Origin of the sequence: Anoxybacillus gonensis (assembly GCF_001187595.1) — a bacterium.
Lineage (GTDB): Bacteria > Bacillota > Bacilli > Bacillales > Anoxybacillaceae > Anoxybacillus > Anoxybacillus gonensis.
In genome coordinates this window covers 222501-244217 of sequence record NZ_CP012152.1, presented here as the reverse complement: position 1 = coordinate 244217, position 21717 = coordinate 222501, and the positions used below count along the sequence as shown (strand labels likewise).

20 protein-coding genes, 2 rRNA genes and 1 riboswitch (1 of these 23 cut by a window edge) are annotated in these 21717 nt (G+C 43.7%); of the genes, 3 read left to right on the top strand and 19 right to left on the bottom strand.

What is annotated here, in order from left to right:
- Positions 1–3 precede the first annotated feature (3 nt).
- The 5 genes from pcrA to AFK25_RS01345 all read right to left on the bottom strand — a co-directional run bounded on the left by pcrA (position 4) and on the right by AFK25_RS01345 (position 6098).
- Positions 4–2169 (bottom strand): DNA helicase PcrA, encoded by a 2166-nt coding sequence (pcrA, locus tag AFK25_RS01365; protein WP_035063814.1) that lies wholly within the window; start codon positions 2167–2169, stop codon positions 4–6.
- Between the two features lie 43 nt (positions 2170–2212).
- A complete protein-coding gene (gene pcrB / locus AFK25_RS01360) occupies positions 2213–2908 on the bottom strand; it encodes a heptaprenylglyceryl phosphate synthase (RefSeq protein WP_009360727.1) in 696 nt (231 codons plus the stop codon).
- 62 nt (positions 2909–2970) lie between these two features.
- Positions 2971–3288, bottom strand: coding sequence for a YerC/YecD family TrpR-related protein (locus tag AFK25_RS01355; RefSeq protein ID WP_006323616.1), 318 nt, complete (start codon positions 3286–3288; stop codon positions 2971–2973).
- Between the two features lie 10 nt (positions 3289–3298).
- Positions 3299–4321, bottom strand: a complete 1023-nt coding sequence (locus AFK25_RS01350; RefSeq protein ID WP_035063793.1) for a DUF3048 domain-containing protein — start codon at positions 4319–4321, stop codon at positions 3299–3301.
- A gap of 34 nt (positions 4322–4355) precedes the next feature.
- On the bottom strand, positions 4356–6098 hold the full coding sequence (locus AFK25_RS01345) for an adenine deaminase C-terminal domain-containing protein (protein WP_035063795.1): 1743 nt from the start codon (positions 6096–6098) through the stop codon (positions 4356–4358).
- Positions 6099–6183: 85 nt separating this feature from the next.
- Here AFK25_RS01345 and AFK25_RS01340 point away from each other — a divergent pair, with 85 nt between their 5' ends.
- Both AFK25_RS01340 and AFK25_RS15325 read left to right on the top strand, forming a co-directional pair.
- Positions 6184–6447, top strand: coding sequence for a YgaP family membrane protein (locus tag AFK25_RS01340; protein WP_009360730.1), 264 nt, complete (start codon positions 6184–6186; stop codon positions 6445–6447).
- 50 nt (positions 6448–6497) lie between these two features.
- Positions 6498–6602, top strand: coding sequence for an EYxxD motif small membrane protein (locus tag AFK25_RS15325; RefSeq protein ID WP_009360731.1), 105 nt, complete (start codon positions 6498–6500; stop codon positions 6600–6602).
- Here the strand turns inward: AFK25_RS15325 and purD are convergent.
- From purD to purE, 12 genes are all read right to left on the bottom strand, one after another.
- Entirely contained in the window at positions 6565–7845 is a 1281-nt protein-coding gene (gene purD / locus AFK25_RS01335; protein WP_035063797.1) for a phosphoribosylamine--glycine ligase, read from the bottom strand. The genes AFK25_RS15325 and purD overlap by 38 nt on opposite strands.
- A 15-nt stretch (positions 7846–7860) precedes the next feature.
- Entirely contained in the window at positions 7861–9396 is a 1536-nt protein-coding gene (gene purH / locus AFK25_RS01330) for a bifunctional phosphoribosylaminoimidazolecarboxamide formyltransferase/IMP cyclohydrolase (RefSeq protein ID WP_035063801.1), read from the bottom strand.
- Positions 9374–9976, bottom strand: coding sequence for a phosphoribosylglycinamide formyltransferase (gene purN / locus AFK25_RS01325; RefSeq protein ID WP_009360734.1), 603 nt, complete (start codon positions 9974–9976; stop codon positions 9374–9376). Before purN ends, purH begins: the two co-directional genes overlap by 23 nt.
- Entirely contained in the window at positions 9973–11010 is a 1038-nt protein-coding gene (gene purM / locus AFK25_RS01320) for a phosphoribosylformylglycinamidine cyclo-ligase (RefSeq protein ID WP_009360735.1), read from the bottom strand. Before purM ends, purN begins: the two co-directional genes overlap by 4 nt.
- Positions 10973–12400, bottom strand: a complete 1428-nt coding sequence (purF, locus tag AFK25_RS01315; RefSeq protein ID WP_035063804.1) for an amidophosphoribosyltransferase — start codon at positions 12398–12400, stop codon at positions 10973–10975. The genes purM and purF overlap by 38 nt, the downstream gene beginning before the upstream one ends.
- Complete coding sequence (gene purL / locus AFK25_RS01310; RefSeq protein WP_019418101.1) at positions 12376–14598, bottom strand: phosphoribosylformylglycinamidine synthase subunit PurL; 2223 nt, start codon at positions 14596–14598, stop codon at positions 12376–12378. Before purL ends, purF begins: the two co-directional genes overlap by 25 nt.
- The gene (gene purQ, locus AFK25_RS01305; protein WP_009360738.1) at positions 14582–15268 is read right to left on the bottom strand and encodes a phosphoribosylformylglycinamidine synthase subunit PurQ; all 687 of its coding nucleotides are present in this window, start codon (positions 15266–15268) and stop codon (positions 14582–14584) included. The genes purL and purQ overlap by 17 nt, the downstream gene beginning before the upstream one ends.
- A complete protein-coding gene (gene purS, locus AFK25_RS01300) occupies positions 15265–15519 on the bottom strand; it encodes a phosphoribosylformylglycinamidine synthase subunit PurS (protein WP_009360739.1) in 255 nt (84 codons plus the stop codon). The genes purQ and purS overlap by 4 nt, the downstream gene beginning before the upstream one ends.
- On the bottom strand, positions 15507–16229 hold the full coding sequence (purC, locus tag AFK25_RS01295; protein WP_009360740.1) for a phosphoribosylaminoimidazolesuccinocarboxamide synthase: 723 nt from the start codon (positions 16227–16229) through the stop codon (positions 15507–15509). Before purC ends, purS begins: the two co-directional genes overlap by 13 nt.
- 66 nt (positions 16230–16295) lie before the next feature.
- A complete protein-coding gene (gene purB, locus AFK25_RS01290) occupies positions 16296–17591 on the bottom strand; it encodes an adenylosuccinate lyase (RefSeq protein WP_009360741.1) in 1296 nt (431 codons plus the stop codon).
- Positions 17588–18736, bottom strand: coding sequence for a 5-(carboxyamino)imidazole ribonucleotide synthase (purK, locus tag AFK25_RS01285; protein WP_035063806.1), 1149 nt, complete (start codon positions 18734–18736; stop codon positions 17588–17590). The genes purB and purK overlap by 4 nt, the downstream gene beginning before the upstream one ends.
- Positions 18720–19208: a 5-(carboxyamino)imidazole ribonucleotide mutase gene (gene purE / locus AFK25_RS01280; protein ID WP_009360743.1), complete on the bottom strand. Its 489-nt coding sequence runs from the start codon at positions 19206–19208 to the stop codon at positions 18720–18722. The genes purK and purE overlap by 17 nt, the downstream gene beginning before the upstream one ends.
- Before the next feature lie 106 nt (positions 19209–19314).
- Positions 19315–19416, bottom strand: a riboswitch (purine riboswitch).
- A 153-nt stretch (positions 19417–19569) separates the two neighbouring features.
- Between purE and AFK25_RS01275 the strand changes: the two genes are divergently transcribed.
- Positions 19570–19959, top strand: a complete 390-nt coding sequence (locus AFK25_RS01275) for an Hsp20/alpha crystallin family protein (protein WP_035063809.1) — start codon at positions 19570–19572, stop codon at positions 19957–19959.
- Between the two features lie 128 nt (positions 19960–20087).
- Here AFK25_RS01275 and rrf read toward each other — a convergent pair.
- Positions 20088–20204, bottom strand: a 5S ribosomal RNA gene (gene rrf / locus AFK25_RS01270).
- Positions 20205–20533: 329 nt separating this feature from the next.
- Positions 20534–21717: ribosomal RNA gene (locus AFK25_RS01265) — 23S ribosomal RNA — on the bottom strand (it continues 1742 nt past the right edge of the window).

Here is a 21717-nt window from a genome sequence, read left to right as displayed (position 1 = left end):
TTTCTACACTTTCGTAATCGGAGCAAATTTCGCCAAAAGTCGTTTAATGCCAATTGGGCTTGAAAAAGCAACATCTATCTCTTGATCACCCTCGTTTTCTTTTACGCGCACGATTGTTCCAATGCCCCACACTTTATGGCTCACTTTATCGCCTACGCGCCATCCTCCTTGCGAAACGGTAGATGAACGTTGGGATGTTTGCTGTTTTGTCACTCGTTTATGCGCATATTCAATGAGCTCTTCAGGAATTTCATCGATAAAACGAGATGGCGCGTTAACATGCGTTTGTCCAAATAACGTACGCATATGCGCGCGCGTTAAAAAGAGCTCTTCTTCCGCACGCGTAATGCCAACATATGCTAAACGTCGTTCCTCTTCCATTTCATCTTCATCGTTTAATGAGCGGTTATGCGGGAAGATCCCCTCTTCTAGTCCGACTAGAAAAACGACAGGAAACTCTAATCCTTTTGCGGAATGAAGTGTCATTAAAACAACCGCATCATTTGTTTGTCCTTCATTATCATTATCAAGCTGATCGATATCTGCAACAAGCGCTAAGTCCGTTAAGAAGGCAACGAGCGACTTATCTTCGTTTACTTGTTCAAAATGTTGAGTAACTGATAAAAACTCGTCAATGTTTTCAAGTCGACTATGTGCCTCTAACGTTTTTTCTTCGCGAAGCATATCGCGGTAACCGGAACGATCGAGCACATCTTCGACAAGCTCTGTGACAGATAAATAATGTTGCATTTGGCTCCAATGATGAATTTGTTCGCGAAACTGCACGAGCGGTGCAGCGATGCGAGCGCTAATTCCAATTTCTTCAATAGAACCGAGCGCATCAAACATCGATATCCCTTGACTAGAAGCATACGCTGCAATTTTATCAATTGTCGATGCTCCAATGCCGCGCTTTGGAATGTTAATAATGCGTGTAAAACTAATGTCATCATTCGGATTCGCAATTAAGCGTAAATAAGCTAACACATCTTTAATTTCTTTTCGGTCATAGAATTTTAAACCGCCAACAATTTTATATGGGATATTCGCCTTTAATAACATTTCTTCAAGCACGCGCGATTGCGCATTCGTTCGATATAAAACAGCAAAATCTTTATACGCTCGTTTTCCTGCATCAACATATTCTTTAATTTTCCCAACGACAAATTGCGCTTCATCTACTTCCGTCATCGCCTCGTAATACACAAGGGCATGTCCTTCGCTATTTTCCGTCCAAAGCTTTTTCGGTTTTCGTTGTGTATTATGCTCAATAACCGCGTTGGCAGCTTGTAAAATACGTTTCGTCGAACGGTAATTTTGTTCAAGCAAAATGACTTTGGCGTTCGGATAGTCTTTTTCAAACGATAAAATGTTGCTAATATCGGCACCGCGCCAACGATAAATGGATTGATCAGAATCGCCAACTACACATAAGTTTTGAAATCGTTTGGCAAGCATGTTCACAAGCAAATATTGTGAGCGGTTCGTATCTTGATATTCATCAACATGAATGTATTGAAACTTTCGTTGATAATACTCCAACACTTCCGGAACACGTTGAAATAGTTGAATCGTCGTCATAATTAAATCATCAAAATCAAGAGCATGATTGCGCAACAATCGCTTTTGATATTCTTTATACACATCCGCAACAAGCTGTTCATATGGGCTTGCAGCTTGATCGGCATATTTTTCCGGCGTCATCAATTCGTTTTTCGCGCTACTAATCGCACCTAAAAGCGCACGTGGATCATATTTTTTCGGATCAATATTGCGATCTTTTACAATATGTTTTAGCACAGACAATTGATCGGTTGGATCCAAAATGGAAAAGTTAGCGTGAATGCCGATCCGATCAATGTCGCGTCGCAAAATGCGGACGCACATCGAGTGAAACGTAGAAATCCATATATCTTCCGCCTGTTTTCCAACGATGCGTTCTACACGTTCTTTCATTTCGCGTGCTGCCTTGTTTGTAAATGTAATCGCTAAAATGTTCCAAGGAGCAACGTCTTTTTCCGCCATTAAATAAGCGATGCGATGCGTTAACACGCGCGTCTTTCCACTTCCTGCCCCCGCCATAATTAAAAGCGGCCCTTCCGTTGTTTTCACTGCCTCTTTTTGTTTTTCATTTAATCCTTCCAACAGCATATGTGCTGACATACTCATTTTTTTCACCACCAAAACATATGTTCTCTTTTTTATTCTCCATTTATATCGATTTTCCTTTTACCGCTTCGACTGTTTGTAACGCCATTTGTAAATTTGTATAAATTGCATTTCCTACAACGACCGTATCAGCCCACATCGCCATTTCTTTCGCTTGTTCAGGTGTATGAATGCCACCACCATAAAACAAACGGGTGCGTTCTAGCGTCCGTTTCACTTTTTGTACAAGCGTCACATCTCCGTACCGTCCGCTATATTCCATATAAAAAATTGGAAAATGATACATATGTTCTGCCATTCGAGCATATGCAATGACATCTTCTTCTGTTATATTCGTTCGTGCACTCGTTAATGATGCCGCTTTACATTCGTCATTTAAAATACAATACCCTTCAACAAAAAGTTCTTCCCAATTAATTAAATCACCAAACTGTTTGACCGCTTCGTGATGCAAATCAATTAACCAAGTAAGATCACGGCTATTTAGCACCATTGGAATGAAATAATAGTCAAATCCAGGTGTAATCGCCTCGATGTTCGATACTTCTAGTGCACATGGAACAGAAAAACGGCGCACGCGCGCAAGCAAATCGATGACGTTTTCAAGCGTCACACCGTCTGTTCCACCAACAATGATCGCATCCGTCCCTGATTCGCATACTTGTTCTAATTGTTCATCTGTTATTTCTTTATTCGGATCTAATTTAAACACATGGCGCCATGTTGTTATCTCATTCATGTTTTTTCACCTCATCTCATTATAACAAAAATCATAACAAAAAATCGTAAAAAGAAGCTGACTCATTGTGAGCCAGCCTCCTCTTGTTGTTCATTATAAATGCGATCGAGTGCCATCGCATACGCATCATTCCCGTAGTTTAAGCAACGTTTTACGCGCGAAATAGTCGCTGTGCTTGCCCCTGTTTCTGTTTCAATTTTATGATATGTATACCCTTCGCGCAACATACGAGCTACTTCCAAACGTTGCGCAAGCGCTTGTATTTCATTGACCGTACATAAATCATCGAAAAAACGATAACATTCTTCTAAATCTTTCAATGACAAAATGGCACGAAATAATTGGTCAAGCTCTCTGCCTCGCAATTTATTAATTTGCATATACGTCCCCCTATTCATATTGTACTTGTTCGAGATTCGGAACGACTTGAATCCACGTTTTCCCTCGAGTAAATCCGAGCGGAACACCATTTTTATAAGGGAGGAGGCGTCCGTCAATATTTTTCCACTCCACTTCCTGCATCGTTCCTTCTTGAAATAAATACCCTTTCCCACCCGATGTAAAGTCAATATCTCTCCGACCATAGTCGTCAATAATTTGATGCGTCGCTTCAATCACGAACACATTTTCTACTGCAATCGGTGTATTCGTTTCTCGGTCAACTGTCGGCTTTCCACCGCTCGAACGAACATATTTCGTTCCGTCGTACGCATAATGCACGTGAGCGTACGATCGTTTAGAGTACACCACATCAATATTCGTCGCTTTTACAGCGTTTGTCAAATCGTTTGTGAAAAATGGTAGCGGTTTAACTTCTTCTTCGAACGCATAGCCGTTTTTTTCGGCACCTTTTTTAATATTTTCAAAGGAAATGTATGAGTTGTGTGGTGCCTTTCGTGTGCGATCTCGCCAAAATAGCGTGCCATCGTAAAACAGCCCATTTACATAATCCGCCGCACCAGACTTTAACAATTTCTGTGCCTCTGGACTCCATCCGTGACATACATATAAAGCATGAAAGCCATTGCTTAGTTGAATAAAGTAGTCTCTTGCGCTTCGAACAGGGCCGATGACATCAGGTTGCTCGCTTTGATAAATGGCTAACAGCCGTGTAATATCTCCTTCCGCAAGCACTTCATATACAATATCTGCTTTGTGCAATCCCGATTGAGGTCGTGCGGCAGGATAGTTATTAATCATCACCGCCACAGCTCGTTGCATCGTTTTTTCATTCGCTGGCATGCCTGTTAACGGAAACGTCCACGCTGTTTCCTTTGTGTCTTGGTCATTTTCTTGTTCAATCGGTGTCGGTGAGGACTCCTCTTCTTTTATGTTTGACTCTGTACGTTGACATCCGATGCCAAATAAAAATAAAGTCATGATCATAAATAGAAAAAATAATCGCCGCAACATGAACCCAACCTTTCGTTTTCTTCCCTTTTATATTTTAACGCATTATTGTCGGAAAGAGTACTGTTTTATGCATCACATCGTAAATTCCTTTTGGTGTAATGCGAATGTACGGTAAATGTGTCGACGATAAAAAGAGCAACGTGTAAATCGGATCAGCAAACGTATAGCCACGCGCTCGCAACAAATTCCCAAGCGTTTTTTCTTCTTCCATCAACATTTTCATCGGCTTATCTGACATTAATCCCCCTAACGGAAGAGAAATGTCGTGAATGACTTCTCCATGTTCACATAAAACAATGCCGCCTCCCATTTGTTTCATGCGCTCAAATGCAAGCAATAAATCACGTTTACTTTTTCCGATTAAAATAATATCTCCTGTATTTGAATACGAGCTAACAAGCGCTTGCACATGTGTCGCAAACCCTTTTAATACGGTGTTCACACGCCATTTTCCGTTGCGATCAATAAGCATTAAAAAGCTTTCATCATGATCTGTTGATAACTCATCAGCAGATGTATCAATCGAAATAGAATACGGCTTAATAATCACTGAGTTTTCCATGTACATCCCCAATGGCATCGAAAATTGCAAATCATCCATCTGCAAATCCCAAGACAAAGAAAGTGGTGCAAGACCATGTACGTCCCATTCAATTGCTGAAAAAGCAGAGACAGGTACGCCATCGCGTTTGACCCACTGTCCGCTCGCTAAAACAGAAATCGGTGTCGGATTTAAAGCATGTTCAAGAATGTTAATATGTGCAATGCGCCCTGGCGTAATGCTTCCGTGTAAATGATCGATATTGTAATAACGAGCAACGTTCCATGTGGCCATGCTGTATGCATCAATGTCACGTACTCCTTCTTGCAATGCGATGCGAATCATTTCGTCGATCATTCCGTTTTCATAAAAGGCAGGCGTCGATCCGTCTGTTGTAAACATACAGTGATCGTAATGATGAATACCAAGTTGTTTCATCTCTTTAAGCAATGTCGGCAAATCCGGCCGGATGGACGAATGTCGCAATGATACGGTATACCCGTGCATTAATCGCTTATACACATCATTTCCAGTCATCGCTTCATGATCAGCATCCGCCCCAAATAACTTCATTTTCGTCAACGTACGATCTGAGGCACCGGGAAAATGACCTTCCACTTTTTTACCAAGTTTTTTCGCTTCTTGCATCCAATGGAGAACGAAATCGTCCCCTTCTAACAGTTTTGGCCATCCAGTCAATTCGCCCACTTGTAACACCGCATCGTTTTCAAGCCATCCTTTCATGTTTTTATATGAAAAAAGATGTTCTTCTCCTTCCATTTCTGTTTGCGGATCAAGTCGGCACCACCAATACATCGTCACTGGTTGTTTTTCCATAGCGGACAAAAAAGAAAACGCTTTCTTTTTTGTCAACTGTAAAAAAAGAAATAAATTGTCGTTAATGAGTGTTGTCGTACCGAACTGCGCTGCATATTCAGCAAGCGTTTGGGGATTATATAACTGAAACGGATGAGCATGAGGCTCAATATAGCCAGGAACGAGCACTTGATTCGTGCAGTCGATGACTTCACATGAATCTAATTGCTTCGGTTTATTTGGCCCAACGTACACAATTCGATCATCGCAAATCCAAACGTTTCCTTGTACCCATTGACGTATGTATGGATGTAAATATGTTGCGTTCATTAACACTTTTGTCGGTGCTTGCTTTCCGTCAACAATTGCAACGTGTTTACGAATTTGTTCACTTTTCCATCGATACCGTTTTTCCATCATGATCGCTTTCCTCCTAAATCGTACCATCATCTATACACATTTTAACGGATGAAAGCGAATTTCACAAACAAAAAGGAGGAAAAATATGAAACAAAACATCGGTGTCATTAACGCGATGATTCGCATTACATGCGGATTTACGATGCTTGCTTGGGCAACAGCAAATTTTTCTCGCAAACCTTGGCGCGAATCATATATATGGGTCATCATGCTCGCTGCGATGAAAATTGCGGAAGGTATCGTTCGTTTTTGTCCTGTTATGGCGTTATTTGAACGATATCAATGCCATTGTGACAGCAACAATGGGAAAGAAAAAGCGATTCCGATTGAGCCAGTTAACCCTTCGTAACAATAACCCCCTTGTATGCTTACAAGGGGGTAAAAAAGGAGAGAGCGAATATGATTGCTGAATATATAACAGATACGTTCTTCATTCTTATTCTTTTAATCGGCAGTCTCGTTGCGCTTAGTTTTGTATATGTTCGCAAGCGACGTGCCCGATAGCTTTATACCCAATGTCACGCCGATAAAATAGTTGATCGCATTCAATATATTGTATTTGTTCATACACAAGACGCTGTGCTTCTTTCAATGTTTTTCCGCTCGCAACAACAAGGAGCACTCGTCCCCCATCTGTTACCCACTCATCGTTTATACGCTTCGTTCCAGCATGGAAAATTTGCGCTTTCGTTACTCGTTCAATTCCCTGAATAACAACACCTTTTTCATATTGTTCAGGATATCCTTTAGCCGCTAAAACAACTCCAATCGTTGCTTCATCGCTCCAACGGAATGTAATCGGTTGATCTTCTAAAAGCGAAATGATCACTTCAACAAGATCGTTTTGTAATCGCGGCAAAATGACTTGCGCTTCTGGGTCGCCGAATCGGGCATTAAATTCAATCACTTTCGGTCCTTCTTTTGTTGCGATTAATCCTGCATATAAAAACCCTGTAAATTCGCATCCTTCTTGTATTAACGCCTTAGCCGTCGGTTTCACAATCGTTTCAATCGCTTCCTGAACAGTTTGTTTGCTTATTTGCGGAACAGGAGAGTAAGCGCCCATCCCCCCTGTGTTCGGTCCTTCATCGCCATCAAACGCACGCTTATGATCTTGCGCAATAACCATCGGATAAACGCGTTCTCTATGCACAAACGCCATAAGTGAAAATTCTTCGCCTTGTAAATATTGCTCAATAACAACTTGTGCACCAGCTTCACCGAACTTTTTTGTGACCATTATATCATGCAAAGCATGAAGCGCTTCGTCGATCGTCATTGCTACCGTTACACCTTTTCCTGCTGCAAGCCCATCCGCTTTAATGACAATCGGCGCCCCTTGTTCACGCACATAATGAACAGCTTCATCGTAATTTGTAAACGTCGCATAATTTGCGGTTGGGATGTTGTATTTTCTCATCAGTTCTTTCGCAAACGCTTTGCTTCCTTCGATTAATGCGGCTTGCTGTTTCGGACCAAAAATGCGCAATCCTTCCCTTTCAAAACGATCGACAATACCAGCTAATAGCGGTGCTTCTGGACCAACGATCGTCAAATCGATTGCCTCTTTTTTCGCCCATTGTACGAGCGCTTCGACATCGGTTTCTGAAATTGGAACGCGCGTAGCAATCGAATTCATCCCATCGTTTCCTGGTGCTGCATATATACGAGTGACACGCGAGCTTTGTGCCACTTTCCATACAAGCGCATGTTCTCGACCACCACGCCCGATAATGAGCACTTTCATCTGTCGTTGCCCCCTTTAATGTTTAAAATGCCGAACGCCTGTAAATACCATTGCAATTCCATATTCATTTGCTTTTTGAATGGAATCTTCATCACGAATCGAGCCGCCTGGCTGAATAATGGCAGTCACTCCCGCCTGTGCAGCGACCTCAACGGTATCGCTCATCGGGAAAAAAGCATCAGAGGCTAAGACGGCGCCTTTCGCATGCTCACCAGCTTGTTCTATCGCAATTTTCGCCGCTCCTACACGATTCATTTGTCCAGCGCCAACACCAATCGTCATTCCGTTTTTTGCTAGTACAATCGCATTCGACTTAACATGCTTCACCACACGCCAAGCAAACGTTAAATTCGCCCATTCTTCTTCGGTCGGCTTCCTTTCTGTCACGACTTGCAGCGTTGCATCATCAATTGTATATGTATCTTCGTCTTGGACGAGCAATCCGCCGCGCACCGATACGATAAACGGCTCTTGTTTCCGCTCTGCTTGGAAATCAACAGTTAACAAACGAATGTTTTTCTTTCTCGTTAAAATGTCTAGCGCTTGTTCTGTAAATGACGGGGCGATAATGATTTCTAAAAAAATGTCGTTTAACTTCGCGGCCGTTTGCTCATCAACTTCACGATTTAACGCCACAATGCCGCCAAAAATCGACGTCGCATCAGCCTCATAAGCTTTTTGAAACGCTTCAGCGATCGTTTCACCGACACCCACTCCACACGGATTCATATGCTTCACCGCCACCGCTGCCGGTTCGGCAAATTCCGCAACAATTTGTAGCGCTGCGTTGGCATCGTTAATGTTGTTGTACGACAACTCTTTTCCGTGCAACTGCTTTGCTGCTGCAATAGAAAACGGTGAGCTGAGCGGTTTTTCGTAAAATGCAGCCGTTTGATGCGGATTTTCACCGTATCGTAACGATTGTTTTTTCACAAACGTCATTGTCATCGTTTCCGGATACGTTTCTCCAACAATGTTTGTCAAATATTGCGCAATCATCGCATCATATGCTGCTGTATGGCGAAATACTTTCGCAGCTAATGCCCGTCTCGTCTCAAGCAATACTTCGCCATATTGTTTGAGCTGTTCAATGACTAACTCATAGTCAGTAGGATCGACGACAGCTGTGACATAAGCATGGTTTTTCGCCGCCGCTCTCAGCATAGTCGGACCGCCAATATCGATATTTTCAATCGCTTCCATAAACGGAACGTTTGGCTTGGCGATCGTTTCTTGGAATGGATATAAATTGACAACAACAAAGTCAATTGGCGTAATGGCATGCTCTTGCAACTGTTTTTTATGCGTTTCATCATCTCGAACAGCTAACAGTCCACCGTGAATGTTTGGATGAAGTGTTTTCACACGTCCGTCTAAAATTTCTGGAAAGTTTGTCACATCAGAAATGCTTACGACCGGAATGCCATGCTCTGCTAATACGCGCTTCGTTCCGCCCGTTGAAATAATTTCAACACCTAACTCAACTAGTTGTTTAGCAAACGTAACAATTCCTTTTTTATTTGATACGCTAATGATCGCTCGTTTTTTCATGATTTGTACTCCCTTTCTCCGTCAACAATTGTTGAATGACTTGTGGATACAACGTATGTTCTATGTCATGAATGCGACGTTCAACACTTTCTAATGGCTCCCCATCATAAATGTATAGCGCTTGTTGCGCAATGATCGGTCCTGTATCCATTCCTTCATCAACATAATGCACCGTTACCCCCGTCACTTTCACACCGTAACGATACGCTTGACCGATCGCATCTTTACCCGGAAACGCTGGTAAAAGAGACGGATGAATGTTTACAATTTTGTTTGGATACGCCTGCAAAAGCGTTGAACCGATCAGTCGCATATAACCCGCAAGAACGATCCATTCAACTTCTTTTTGTTGTAGTTGTTTTAAAATTTCACGTTCAAACTGCTGTTTCGTTTCATATTGTTTAGGGTTAAAAACAAACAGCGGAACGTGTTCACGAATCGCTCGCTCAATTACTTTTGCATGCGGTCGGTCACATACGAGAAGCGCAACTTCCGCTTGCACTTCTCCTTTTTTCACTGCATCAACAATCGCTTGAAAATTCGTTCCGCTTCCTGAGGCAAAAATCGCTATTCGCTTCATTCCACTTTTCCTCCAGCAAACGATACACCCGTTCCTTCTTTGATTCGACCGATGATATACGCTTTCTCTCCACACGATTCAAGCAACTGCACAACATCTGGCACGATGTCGCTATCGACAGCTAACACAAAACCGATACCCATATTAAAAATATTGAACATCTCCATTCGTTGTAGCTGTCCGTGTTGTTGTAAAAAGCTAAAAATTGCTGGAACGGGCCATGAACCGTAATCAACTTCAGCTTGCAATCCGCTCGGTAACATGCGTGGAATGTTTTCGATAAAACCGCCACCTGTAATATGTGCCATCCCTTTTATATGAAATTGTTTTAACGCTTCGCGCACCGCTCGAACGTAAATGCGCGTAGGGGTTAATAGTTCTTCGCCAAGCGGGCGAACAAATGGTTCATATACGTGATCCAATTGCAAATTCGCATCTTTTATAATTTTTCTCACGAGCGAATAGCCGTTGCTATGCAAACCGCTCGAAGCTAAGCCGATCAACACATCGCCAGGAACAATCGCTTCTCCTGTAACTAATTTTTCTTTTTCCACCACCCCAACCGTAAACCCTGCTACATCGTATTCATCTTCAGCATACATGCCCGGCATTTCTGCTGTTTCTCCTCCAATAAGCGCACACCCTGCTTCGACGCAGCCGTCGGCAATTCCTTTTACAATATGCTCGATTTTTTCTGGCACCGCTTTTCCGCAAGCAATGTAGTCGAGAAAGAAAAGAGGCTCCGCCCCTTGTACGACAATATCGTTTACACACATGGCTACGCAGTCTATTCCGATCGTATCGTGCCGATCGAAAGCGAACGCAAGCATCAGCTTCGTCCCAACTCCGTCCGTTCCTGATACAAGGACAGGTTGCCTATACCCGAGCGAAGACAGATCAAACATTCCACCAAAACCACCTAAACTTCCAAATGCACCGATTCGGGCAGTTTTAGCGACATGTTTTTTCATTCGTTCTACTGCTTCATACCCAGCTTCAATATTCACTCCAGCTTGTTTGTACGCATGCGCCAACGTGCTCCCCTCCAATCTTTGTCGGATATTGTCCAGTGAAACAAGCTAAACATTGTCCGCAGTTCTTTGAATCGTTTGATCTTCCAATCGCCTGCAAAAGTCCTTCTTGACTTAAAAAGGCGAGGGAATCAGCTTCAATAAGCTGACGAATTTCTTCAATCGTGTGGTTAGCAGCAATAAGTTCAGCTTTTGTTGACGTATCGATCCCATAAAAACATGGATGCGTAATTGGCGGTGAGCTAATGCGCACATGTACTTCCGTCGCCCCTGCCTCTCGAAGCATACGTACGATACGCTTGCTCGTCGTTCCACGTACAATCGAATCATCAACCATCACAACTCGTTTGCCGGCTACAACTCCACGAACAGGCGATAATTTCATTTTTACCCCTTGTTCACGAAGTGCTTGAGACGGTTGAATAAACGTCCGACCAACATAACGATTTTTAATGAGCCCTAATTCGTAAGGAATGCCTGTCGCTTCCGCGTAGCCAATCGCCACCGAAATGCTCGAATCCGGTACACCTGTAACAACATCGGCTTCCACAGGTGCTTCAAATGCTAGCTGCTTCCCAAGATTTTTCCGTGCTGTATGAATGTTAATGCCATCCACGTTGCTGTCAGGACGAGCGAAATAAATATATTCCATGCTACAAATAGAGCGAGACACCCTCGGGGCAAAACGCTCAGAACGAATACCTTGTTTGTTAATCATGATGAGTTCTCCCGGCTCCACTTCTCGCTCATATGTGGCACCAATGACATCAAACGCACACGTTTCCGATGCCACAACATACGCCTCACCTAAGCGCCCAAGCGATAAAGGACGAAAACCATGTGGATCCAAAGCGATATACATTTCTGTTTCCGTCAAAATGAGAAAAGCAAAAGCGCCACGTAAATGCGTCAACGCTTCTTTAATTCGTTCTTTTAAAATTGGTTCGCCGCTGCGCTTAATTAAATGAGCAAGCACTTCAGTATCAGACGTCGTTTGAAAAATGCTCCCTTGTTGCTCTAAACGAAAGCGTAATTCATCGGCATTCACTAAATTTCCGTTATGCGCAAGCGCTAAACTACCACCTTGCGAACGAAACAAAAGCGGCTGAACATTCGCATATCCGCCCCCACCCGCAGTAGAGTAACGGACGTGGCCGATAGCAGCCATGCCCGTTAGTTTTTCTAATTCCCCGCGACTAAACACTTCCGTCACTAAACCAAGTCCTTTATGAAACTGGAGCGTTCCGTTTCCTCCAACGACAATGCCCGCGCCTTCTTGTCCGCGATGTTGTAAACTATGCAGCCCGTAATACGTTAACGTCGCTGCTTCCTCGTGTCCCCAAATACCGAAAATCCCACACTCTTCGTTTAATCCTTTGATTTCAGCAAGCATGGAATAGCTCCTTTCCATACATTTCGCATCGTTTCTACCGGAATGTGAACAATGCATGTATCTCCACTTGTCACATGAAGCGTTCCGTCATTTGTCACTTCCCCAATACATATTGCTTGAACGAGTTGTTCGAATGATTGTTGATGCTCTTTTTTCACAGAAACAACAAAGCGGGATTGCGTTTCACTAAACAGTTCAGAAACGACGTCGCCACTAATCGTCACACGTGCACCTAAACCTTGGGCATCGATTAAACATTCCGCAAGCGCAACCGCTAGACCACCTTCGGATACATCGTGCGCAGAGGCCACAACTCCTGCCCGAATAGCAGTGAGAAGCTGTCGTTGTCTTGTCGCCTCAACGTGTAAATCAATCGTTGGAGCTTTACCGAAAATACGACCTGTTAGCCATTTTTGTAGCTCGCTCCCACCAAATTCTTGCTTAGCTTCCCCAATGACATAAATCAAGTCGCCAGGTTGTTTAAATGCTTGTGTCGTAATATGACTGATATGTTCAACGACCCCAACCATGCCGACAATTGGTGTCGGATAAATCGCTTCGCCGTTCGTTTCATTATAAAGCGATACATTTCCACTAATCACAGGCGTTTCAAGTACACGGCACGCTTCGCTCATTCCCTCTACTGCTCTTTCAAGCTGCCAAAAAATTTCTGGTTTCTCTGGATTACCGAAATTTAAGCAATCCGTGACAGCAAGTGGCTGAGCTCCGGAACAAACAATGTTGCGCGCTGCCTCCGCAATCGCAATTTTCCCACCGACTTCTGGATTTAAATAGACGTAGCGAGAATTGCAATCGGTCGTCATCGCCAACGCTTTATTCGTCCCGCGAATACGTAAAACCGCCGCATCAGATCCCGGCGCAACAACTGTGTTTGTTCGAACCATGTAGTCGTATTGTTCATATACCCATTGTTTGCTTGCAATCGTCGGTTGACCTAATAACGCGAGCAACGTTTCTTCATAGTTATGAATAGTCGGCACATATTCCATCGTTTGAAACTCGCGATAATACACCGGTTCTTTCGATGGCTTATAATATACAGGCGCATCTTTAGCTAGTGCATCAACTGGAATTTCTGCGACGACTTCTCCACGGTGATACAAGCGCAACATATGGTCATCTGTTACGCGCCCAATCGCTTTCGCTTCTAGTCCATATTTCGCGAACACATCCATTATTTCTTGTTCGCGACCTTTTTTCACAACGAGCAGCATACGCTCTTGCGATTCAGATAGCATCATTTCATACGGCGTCATTCCTGTTTCACGCTGTGGAACGAGATCTAAGTTGAGTTCGATACCAGAACCAGCTTTGCTCGCCATTTCCGCTGACGAACTTGTTAAACCTGCAGCCCCCATATCTTGCATGCCAACGAGTGCATCAGAATGAATGACTTCCAAACAAGCTTCAAGGAGCAATTTCTCCATAAACGGATCCCCCACTTGAACAGCTGGACGCTTTTGTTCGGATTGTTCCGTTAATTCTTCCGATGCAAATGTTGCCCCATGAATGCCGTCACGCCCCGTCTTAGCACCGACATACATGACCGTATTTCCAACGCCTGCAGCAATTCCTTTTTGAATATCTTCATGCCGAATAAGCCCAACACACATCGCATTCACAAGTGGATTTCCTTCATATGCAGCATCAAATTGTACTTCACCACCGACTGTCGGAATGCCGACGCAGTTTCCGTACCCAGCAATACCTGCGACAACGCGTTCAAATAAATATTTCACGCGCGGTGACGTTAATTCGCCAAAGCGAAGCGAGTTTAATAACGCAATTGGTCGCGCTCCCATCGAAAACACATCGCGAATAATGCCCCCAACGCCCGTCGCCGCCCCTTGATACGGCTCGATCGCAGACGGATGGTTATGGCTCTCAATTTTAAACGCAACGGCTAATCCATCTCCAATATCTACAATACCTGCACCTTCTCCTGGCCCTTGCAATACATGTTTTCCTTCCGTTGGGAACTTCTTTAATACAGGCTTCGAATTTTTATAACTACAATGTTCCGACCACATCACAGAAAAAATGCCCGTTTCCGTATAGTTAGGGAGACGACCAAGGATACGTTCAACCATCGCAAATTCTTCGTCCGTTAACCCCATTTCACGATACAATTTTTGTTCTTTAATCATTGTTGGACTTGGTTCAAGTAGTAACGACATGTGCGTCCCTCCAATATGTCACGATTGATTGAAACAGTTTTAACCCATCAGCTCCGCCAAGCAGCTCATGAACAGCACGCTCAGGGTGCGGCATCATCCCAAGTACATTTCCTTTTTCATTCACAATCCCTGCAATGTTTTGTAAGCTGCCGTTTGGATTTTCCCCTTCATATCGAAAAACAATTTGATTGTTGGCAATAAGCTGTTGCAACGTTTGTTCGTCACAATAATAGTTTCCTTCCCCGTGCGCAATCGGAATGGTAATTACTTCCCCGCGTTCGTATTGTGATGTAAACATCGTTTCGTTATTTTCAACGCGAAGTTTGACTGGACGACAAATAAATGTTAACGTATCGTTGCGTCGCATCGCTCCTGGAAGAAGACCCGCTTCGAGTAAAATTTGAAATCCGTTACATACACCTAAAATCGGTTTTCCTTCATCTGCTGCTTTTTTGATCGCTTTCATCACATTAGAAAAGCGCGCAATGGCTCCAGATCGTAAATAATCACCATATGAAAAACCACCTGGCAAAAGAATGGCATCAAACTCATCTAAACAATGTGCATCATGCCAAACGTATTCGACGTCTTCTCCTAATTCGTCCGCAACCGCATGATACATGTCAACATCACAATTCGAGCCTGGAAATACAACGACCGCAAATTTCACTGCACGACGACCTCCTCAATGTCATAGCGATAATCTTCAATAACCGTATTCGCTAACAATTTTTCGCACATTTCCTTTACGACTGAATCAATATCGCGGTCGCTTTTTTCCACCAATAGCTCCATAAACTTTCCAATCCGTACGTCTTGCACTTCGTGGTAGTTTAATGTATGAAGTGCTCCTTTTACCGCATTGCCTTGTGGATCTAATACGTTTTCACGCAATGTGACATACACCTTTACTTTATACATGATAATCCTCCTAATCGTTGTAAAAGTTTCGTATATGTTTCTGTTAAGTCGCCTAAATCGCGGCGAAATACATCTTTATCAAATTTTTCTTTCGTGTGTACATCCCATAGTCGACACGTATCTGGGGAAATTTCATCCGCTAGCAACACCGCCCCCGTTTCATCTTTTCCAAACTCTAATTTGAAATCGACAAGCTGTAAGTCACACGAGCGAAATAAAGAAGTTAAAATGTCGTTCACGCGAAACGCCATTTGCTTCATGTGCACGAGCTCATCGGGGGTAGCAAGTTGCAACAAAGCGATATGATCTTCTGTTAATAGAGGATCGCCTAAGTCGTCATTTTTGTAGTAAAATTCTACAATCGGCTTCTCGATGACGGTCCCTTCCTGAAGACCGATTCGTTTCGCTAGACTACCGGCGACAATATTGCGGACAACAACTTCGAGGGGAATAATCGTCACTTGTCGCACAAGCTGTTCGGTGTCAGATATTTTACGAATAAAATGATTGTTTACACCCGCTTCATGCAAAAAGAAAAATAGTAAACTCGTAATCTCGTTATTTAATCTCCCTTTTCCAGCAATCGTTGCCTTTTTCTCACCATTAAATGCCGTTGCTTCATCTTTATATTCAATCCATAACATCCCTTTTTCATTTGTTGCATACACTTTTTTCGCTTTTCCTTCATATAGAAGGTGTTGCTTTTCCATGTTCTCTCCCCCGTTTATACAGAATATTAGCAATTTTTTATATATAGGTAAGGCGATTCACCTTACCTACTGCAAACCAAGTCGGCTAAAAATCGTATCAACATGTTTTAAATGATAGTTGTAATCAAAACAATCTGCGATTTGTTCCTTTGTTAAACGACTTGTAATGACTTCGTCTGCTTCAATTAACGAGCGGAACGGCACTTGTTTTTCCCACGCTTCCATCGCTTTCGGCTGTACAAGGTCATATGCTTCCTCGCGCGTCATCCCTGTATCAATAAGCGCCAATAATACGCGTTGCGAATAAATAAGTCCAAGGGTACGATCCATATTTTTCTTCATGTTTTCAGGGAATACCGTCAAGTTTTTCACAATGTTTGTAAAACGATGAAGCATGTAGTCTAGCGCGATCGTTGCATCCGGTAAAATAATACGCTCCGCAGACGAGTGTGAAATGTCACGTTCATGCCAAAGCGGTACATTTTCATAAGCTGTTAACATATAGCCGCGAATGACGCGCGCCATGCCTGTCATGTTTTCTGAACCGATCGGATTGCGCTTATGCGGCATAGCTGATGAACCTTTTTGTCCCTTTGCAAAAAACTCTTCCACTTCACGCGTTTCACTTTTTTGTAATCCACGAATTTCAACTGCAAATTTTTCAATAGATGTCGCAATTAAAGCGAGCGTCGCCATATAGTGCGCATGGCGATCACGCTGCAAAGTTTGCGTTGAAATCGGTGCAGGCTGTAAGCCAAGTTTTTCACATACGTATTGTTCAACAAACGGATCAATGTTTGCATACGTGCCAACGGCACCAGAAATTTTTCCAACACGCACAGTTTCCGCCGCTTGCTTAAAACGTTCCAAATTTCGCTCCATTTCTGCATACCAAAGCGCCAATTTCAACCCGAACGTCGTCGGTTCAGCATGTACACCATGTGTCCGTCCCATCATAACCGTATATTTATGTTCGATCGCCTTCTCTTTTAACACCGCAATAAAATTTTCTAAATCGCGTAATAAAATTTCATTTGCTTGTTTTAATAAATACGATAATGCCGTATCAACGACATCCGTAGATGTAAGGCCGTAATGTACCCATTTTCGCTCTTCCCCTAACGTTTCTGATACAGCACGTGTAAAGGCAACGACATCATGGCGCGTTTCTTCTTCAATTTCTTTAATACGTTCAATGTTGAATGATGCATGTTGACGAATTTTTTCCACATCTTCTTTCGGAATAACACCTAATTCGGCCCATGCTTCACACGCTAAAATTTCGACTTCTAACCAAGCACGAAAACGGTTTTCTTCCGTCCAAATCGCTCCCATTTCCGGTCTTGTGTAACGTTCAATCATACATTCATCCTCCGATCTTTCCAAATCGCAAATTTATCTATTTTTCGTTGCATCTCATCCACATCATCAACTAACCACGTGATATGCCCCATTTTTCGCTTCGGCTTCGCTTCTTTTTTTCCATAAAAATGAACATGAGCATCACGAAATTGATCGATGTTTCGAATAACATCGTCAACATGTTCTCCTAAAATATTGACCATAATTGTAGGTTTTAACAATTTCGTACTGCCAAGCGGCCAATTGCATACGGCACGAATATGTTGTTGAAATTGCGATGTGATACAACCGTTTATTGTATAATGACCTGAGTTGTGCGGTCTAGGGGCAAGTTCGTTAACATATAATTGTCCGTCTTTTGTCAAAAACATTTCAATTGCTAACGTGCCAACGAGTTGGAACGCTTCTGCTAACTGTTTCGCATATGTTTCTGCTTGTTCGATCATGGGCTGACTGATTGGGGCAGGAGCAATTGTTTCATGCAAAATGTTTTCGCGATGAATGTTTTCAACAACAGGAAATAGCGCCACCTCACCAGAAACATTTCGGACAACGATAATGGATAACTCTTTTACAAACGGCACCCACGCCTCCAATACACACTCACCATAAGTTAAAAGCGAACTTGCTGCGTATATATCATCTAAACAACGAATGACAACTTGCCCTTTTCCATCATACCCACCTCGGCACGTTTTCAACACAGATGGAATCCCAATCTCTCGAATCGCTTCTTCTAATTCTTCTTTTGTAATGACAAGTCGATAAGGTGCAACAGGTAAGCCTACAGACTGAACGGCCCGTTTTTCTTTCCAACGATGTTGTGTAACAGCAAGCAGCTCACTTCCTTGCGGCACATATCCCTTCTTTGCCAATCGCTTTAATGCATCGGCATCAATATTTTCAAACTCATACGTAACGACATCACTAACTTCAGCTAACTGATGTAACGCTTCTTCATCGCTATACGAAGCGACAATTTCAATGTCGGCTACTTGAGCACACGGAGATTGTGGGGTCGGATCGAGTACTGCCACAAAAAATCCCATCTCTTTTGCCGCAATTGCCATCATTCTTCCAAGTTGCCCTCCGCCAATAATCCCGATCGTTTGCCCTGGAACAATCGTTTTACTCAAGCTGATCACTACTTTCCATCACTTGTTTTCGAATCGTCTCACGTCGCTTGCGCAATGCTTCCATATACGTTGGCTCATACGTTCCAAGAATCGAAACAGCAAGCAACGCTGCGTTTATCGCACCTGCTTTTCCAATCGCCACTGTCGCTACTGGTACCCCGCCTGGCATTTGAACAATGGAGAGTAAAGAATCTAAACCGTTTAGCGCCTGAGATTTTACCGGTACCCCAATAACTGGAATTGTTGTTTTTGCTGCTACCATTCCCGGTAAATGTGCAGCCCCGCCCGCTCCAGCAATGATCACTTTTATTCCGCGTTCTTCCGCTGATTCGGCATATGCAAACATATAGTCTGGCGTACGATGGGCTGAAACAACTTTTTTTTCGAACGGAACACGTAACTCTTCTAATATATCGCACGCATAACGCATCGTTTCCCAGTCTGACTGACTGCCCATAATAACAGCTACAAGTGGCTGCATCTATATTCACCTCTTTTTATCATTCAGAAAAAAATCCAGAACGATGCCCTCGATAATAAGGGAAAGCATCGTTCTGGACATATTTCGCCCATGGGGTGAAAAAAGCCAATAAGATCCTTTCCCTCATAGTCCAATAATTTACGGTTATTGGGTAGAGACTTTCGGGCCATATTCCCAAAATTATATGAGGGTTCCATAACGTATTCACTTACTTTCATCTTACCAGTCATTTTTAAATCATGTCAACACAAAATCGAACATTTTTAAAAATAAAATATTTAATGTTCGGTTTTTGCTTAAAAATCACCATTTTATTTATTGCATCGTATAGTAAAAAGAAAAAGAGAAAGGAGGAAAAATAATGGACTGGACGAAACAATGGGAAGCGTTTTTTTCTAATCCTTTTTGGAATTCAACAAACGTTTTTTCTTCTCATACACCTGGCATCAATATGTATCGTCGTGAAAATGAATTACTCGTCATCGTTGCAATCCCAGGTTTACAGGATGTACACGATGCAGAAGTATATATTCATTACAATACGTTAGAAATCAAAGCAAACGTTCAATTACATTTTGAAGGGTTTGAATTAATTGAAGAAGGAATTACACAAGGACCGTTTGAGCGAGTCATGCAACTTCCTTTCCCTGTGGGAGAAAAAGTCAATGCTGTATACGAGAACGGGCTACTTTTTATTCATCTTCATCGCCTCGTTCCTGATCATATAAAAAGAAAAGTGGAAATTAAATAAAAAATGAGCTAACCAATATCGGTTAGCTCTTCACTATGGGGGAGAGGATTGTAAAAGCGTTAAACGCAAATACATGGACAAAAAAAGTTAGAGAACAAAATAGAGATGCTCTCTAACTTGCTATGTCCGCCCGGCAACGTCCTACTCTCGCAGGCGGTGTCCCGCCAACTACCATCGGCGCTGGAGAGCTTAACTTCCGTGTTCGGGATGGGAACGGGTGTGACCTCTCCGCCATCGTCACCGAGCAAACATGCTTTTTCATAACGCCATGTCAGGCGTGAAGGATTATTCCTTCAAAACTAGATAACAGGGGTTGTATTGTCTAGCTTCGAACTAACACCCTCCTACGCCTTCGCTTTTTCCGTTCGACGTGCACGCACGTCTTCGTCAAAAGCTTTTGGCTCCGTCGGATGTTTTCTTGACTACGTCAAGAACCGTTCTCCGCTTTTCTTGTTGTCTAGCTTCGGCTCCTAGCCCCTCGAATCGCTTCAGTCCTGCTGTGGCGGCAACAGCCTCCTCGCAGGCCTTTCGCGTTCTTCGTGGCTGAACAGTCGCCTACGCTTTTCTTGTGTGTTTAGTTAAGTCCTCGATCGATTAGTATCCGTCAGCTGCACGTGTCGCCACGCTTCCACCTCGGACCTATCTACCTTGTCATCTTCAAGGGATCTTACTCGCTTGACGCGATGGGAAATCTCATCTTGAGGGGGGCTTCACGCTTAGATGCTTTCAGCGCTTATCCCTTCCGCACATAGCTACCCAGCTGTGCCCCTGGCGGGACAACTGGTACACCAGCGGTGCGTCCATCCCGGTCCTCTCGTACTAAGGACAGCTCCTCTCAAATTTCCTACGCCCGCGACGGATAGGGACCGAACTGTCTCACGACGTTCTGAACCCAGCTCGCGTACCGCTTTAATGGGCGAACAGCCCAACCCTTGGGACCGACTACAGCCCCAGGATGCGATGAGCCGACATCGAGGTGCCAAACCTCCCCGTCGATGTGGACTCTTGGGGGAGATAAGCCTGTTATCCCCGGGGTAGCTTTTATCCGTTGAGCGATGGCCCTTCCATTCGGAACCACCGGATCACTAAGCCCGACTTTCGTCCCTGCTCGACTTGTAGGTCTCGCAGTCAAGCTCCCTTCTGCCTTTACACTCTACGAATGATTTCCAACCATTCTGAGGGAACCTTTGGGCGCCTCCGTTACGCTTTGGGAGGCGACCGCCCCAGTCAAACTGCCCACCTGACACTGTCTCCCACCCCGATCAGGGGTGCGGGTTAGAATCTCAGTACGACAAGGGTGGTATCCCAACGGCGACTCCACCTAGACTGGCGTCCAGGCTTCTCAGTCTCCCACCTATGCTGTACATGTCGCACCAACATTCAATATCAGGCTGCAGTAAAGCTCCACGGGGTCTTTCCGTCCTGTCGCGGGTAACCTGCATCTTCACAGGTACTATGATTTCACCGGGTCTCTCGTTGAGACAGTGCCCAAGTCGTTACACCTTTCGTGCGGGTCGGAACTTACCCGACAAGGAATTTCGCTACCTTAGGACCGTTATAGTTACGGCCGCCGTTTACTGGGGCTTCGGTTCGCACCTTCGCTTGCGCTAAGCGCTCCCCTTAACCTTCCAGCACCGGGCAGGTGTCAGCCCCTATACTTCGCCTTACGGCTTCGCAGAGACCTGTGTTTTTGATAAACAGTCGCTTGGGCCTTTTCACTGCGGCTCCCCTGGGCTATTCACCCGAGGGAGCACCCCT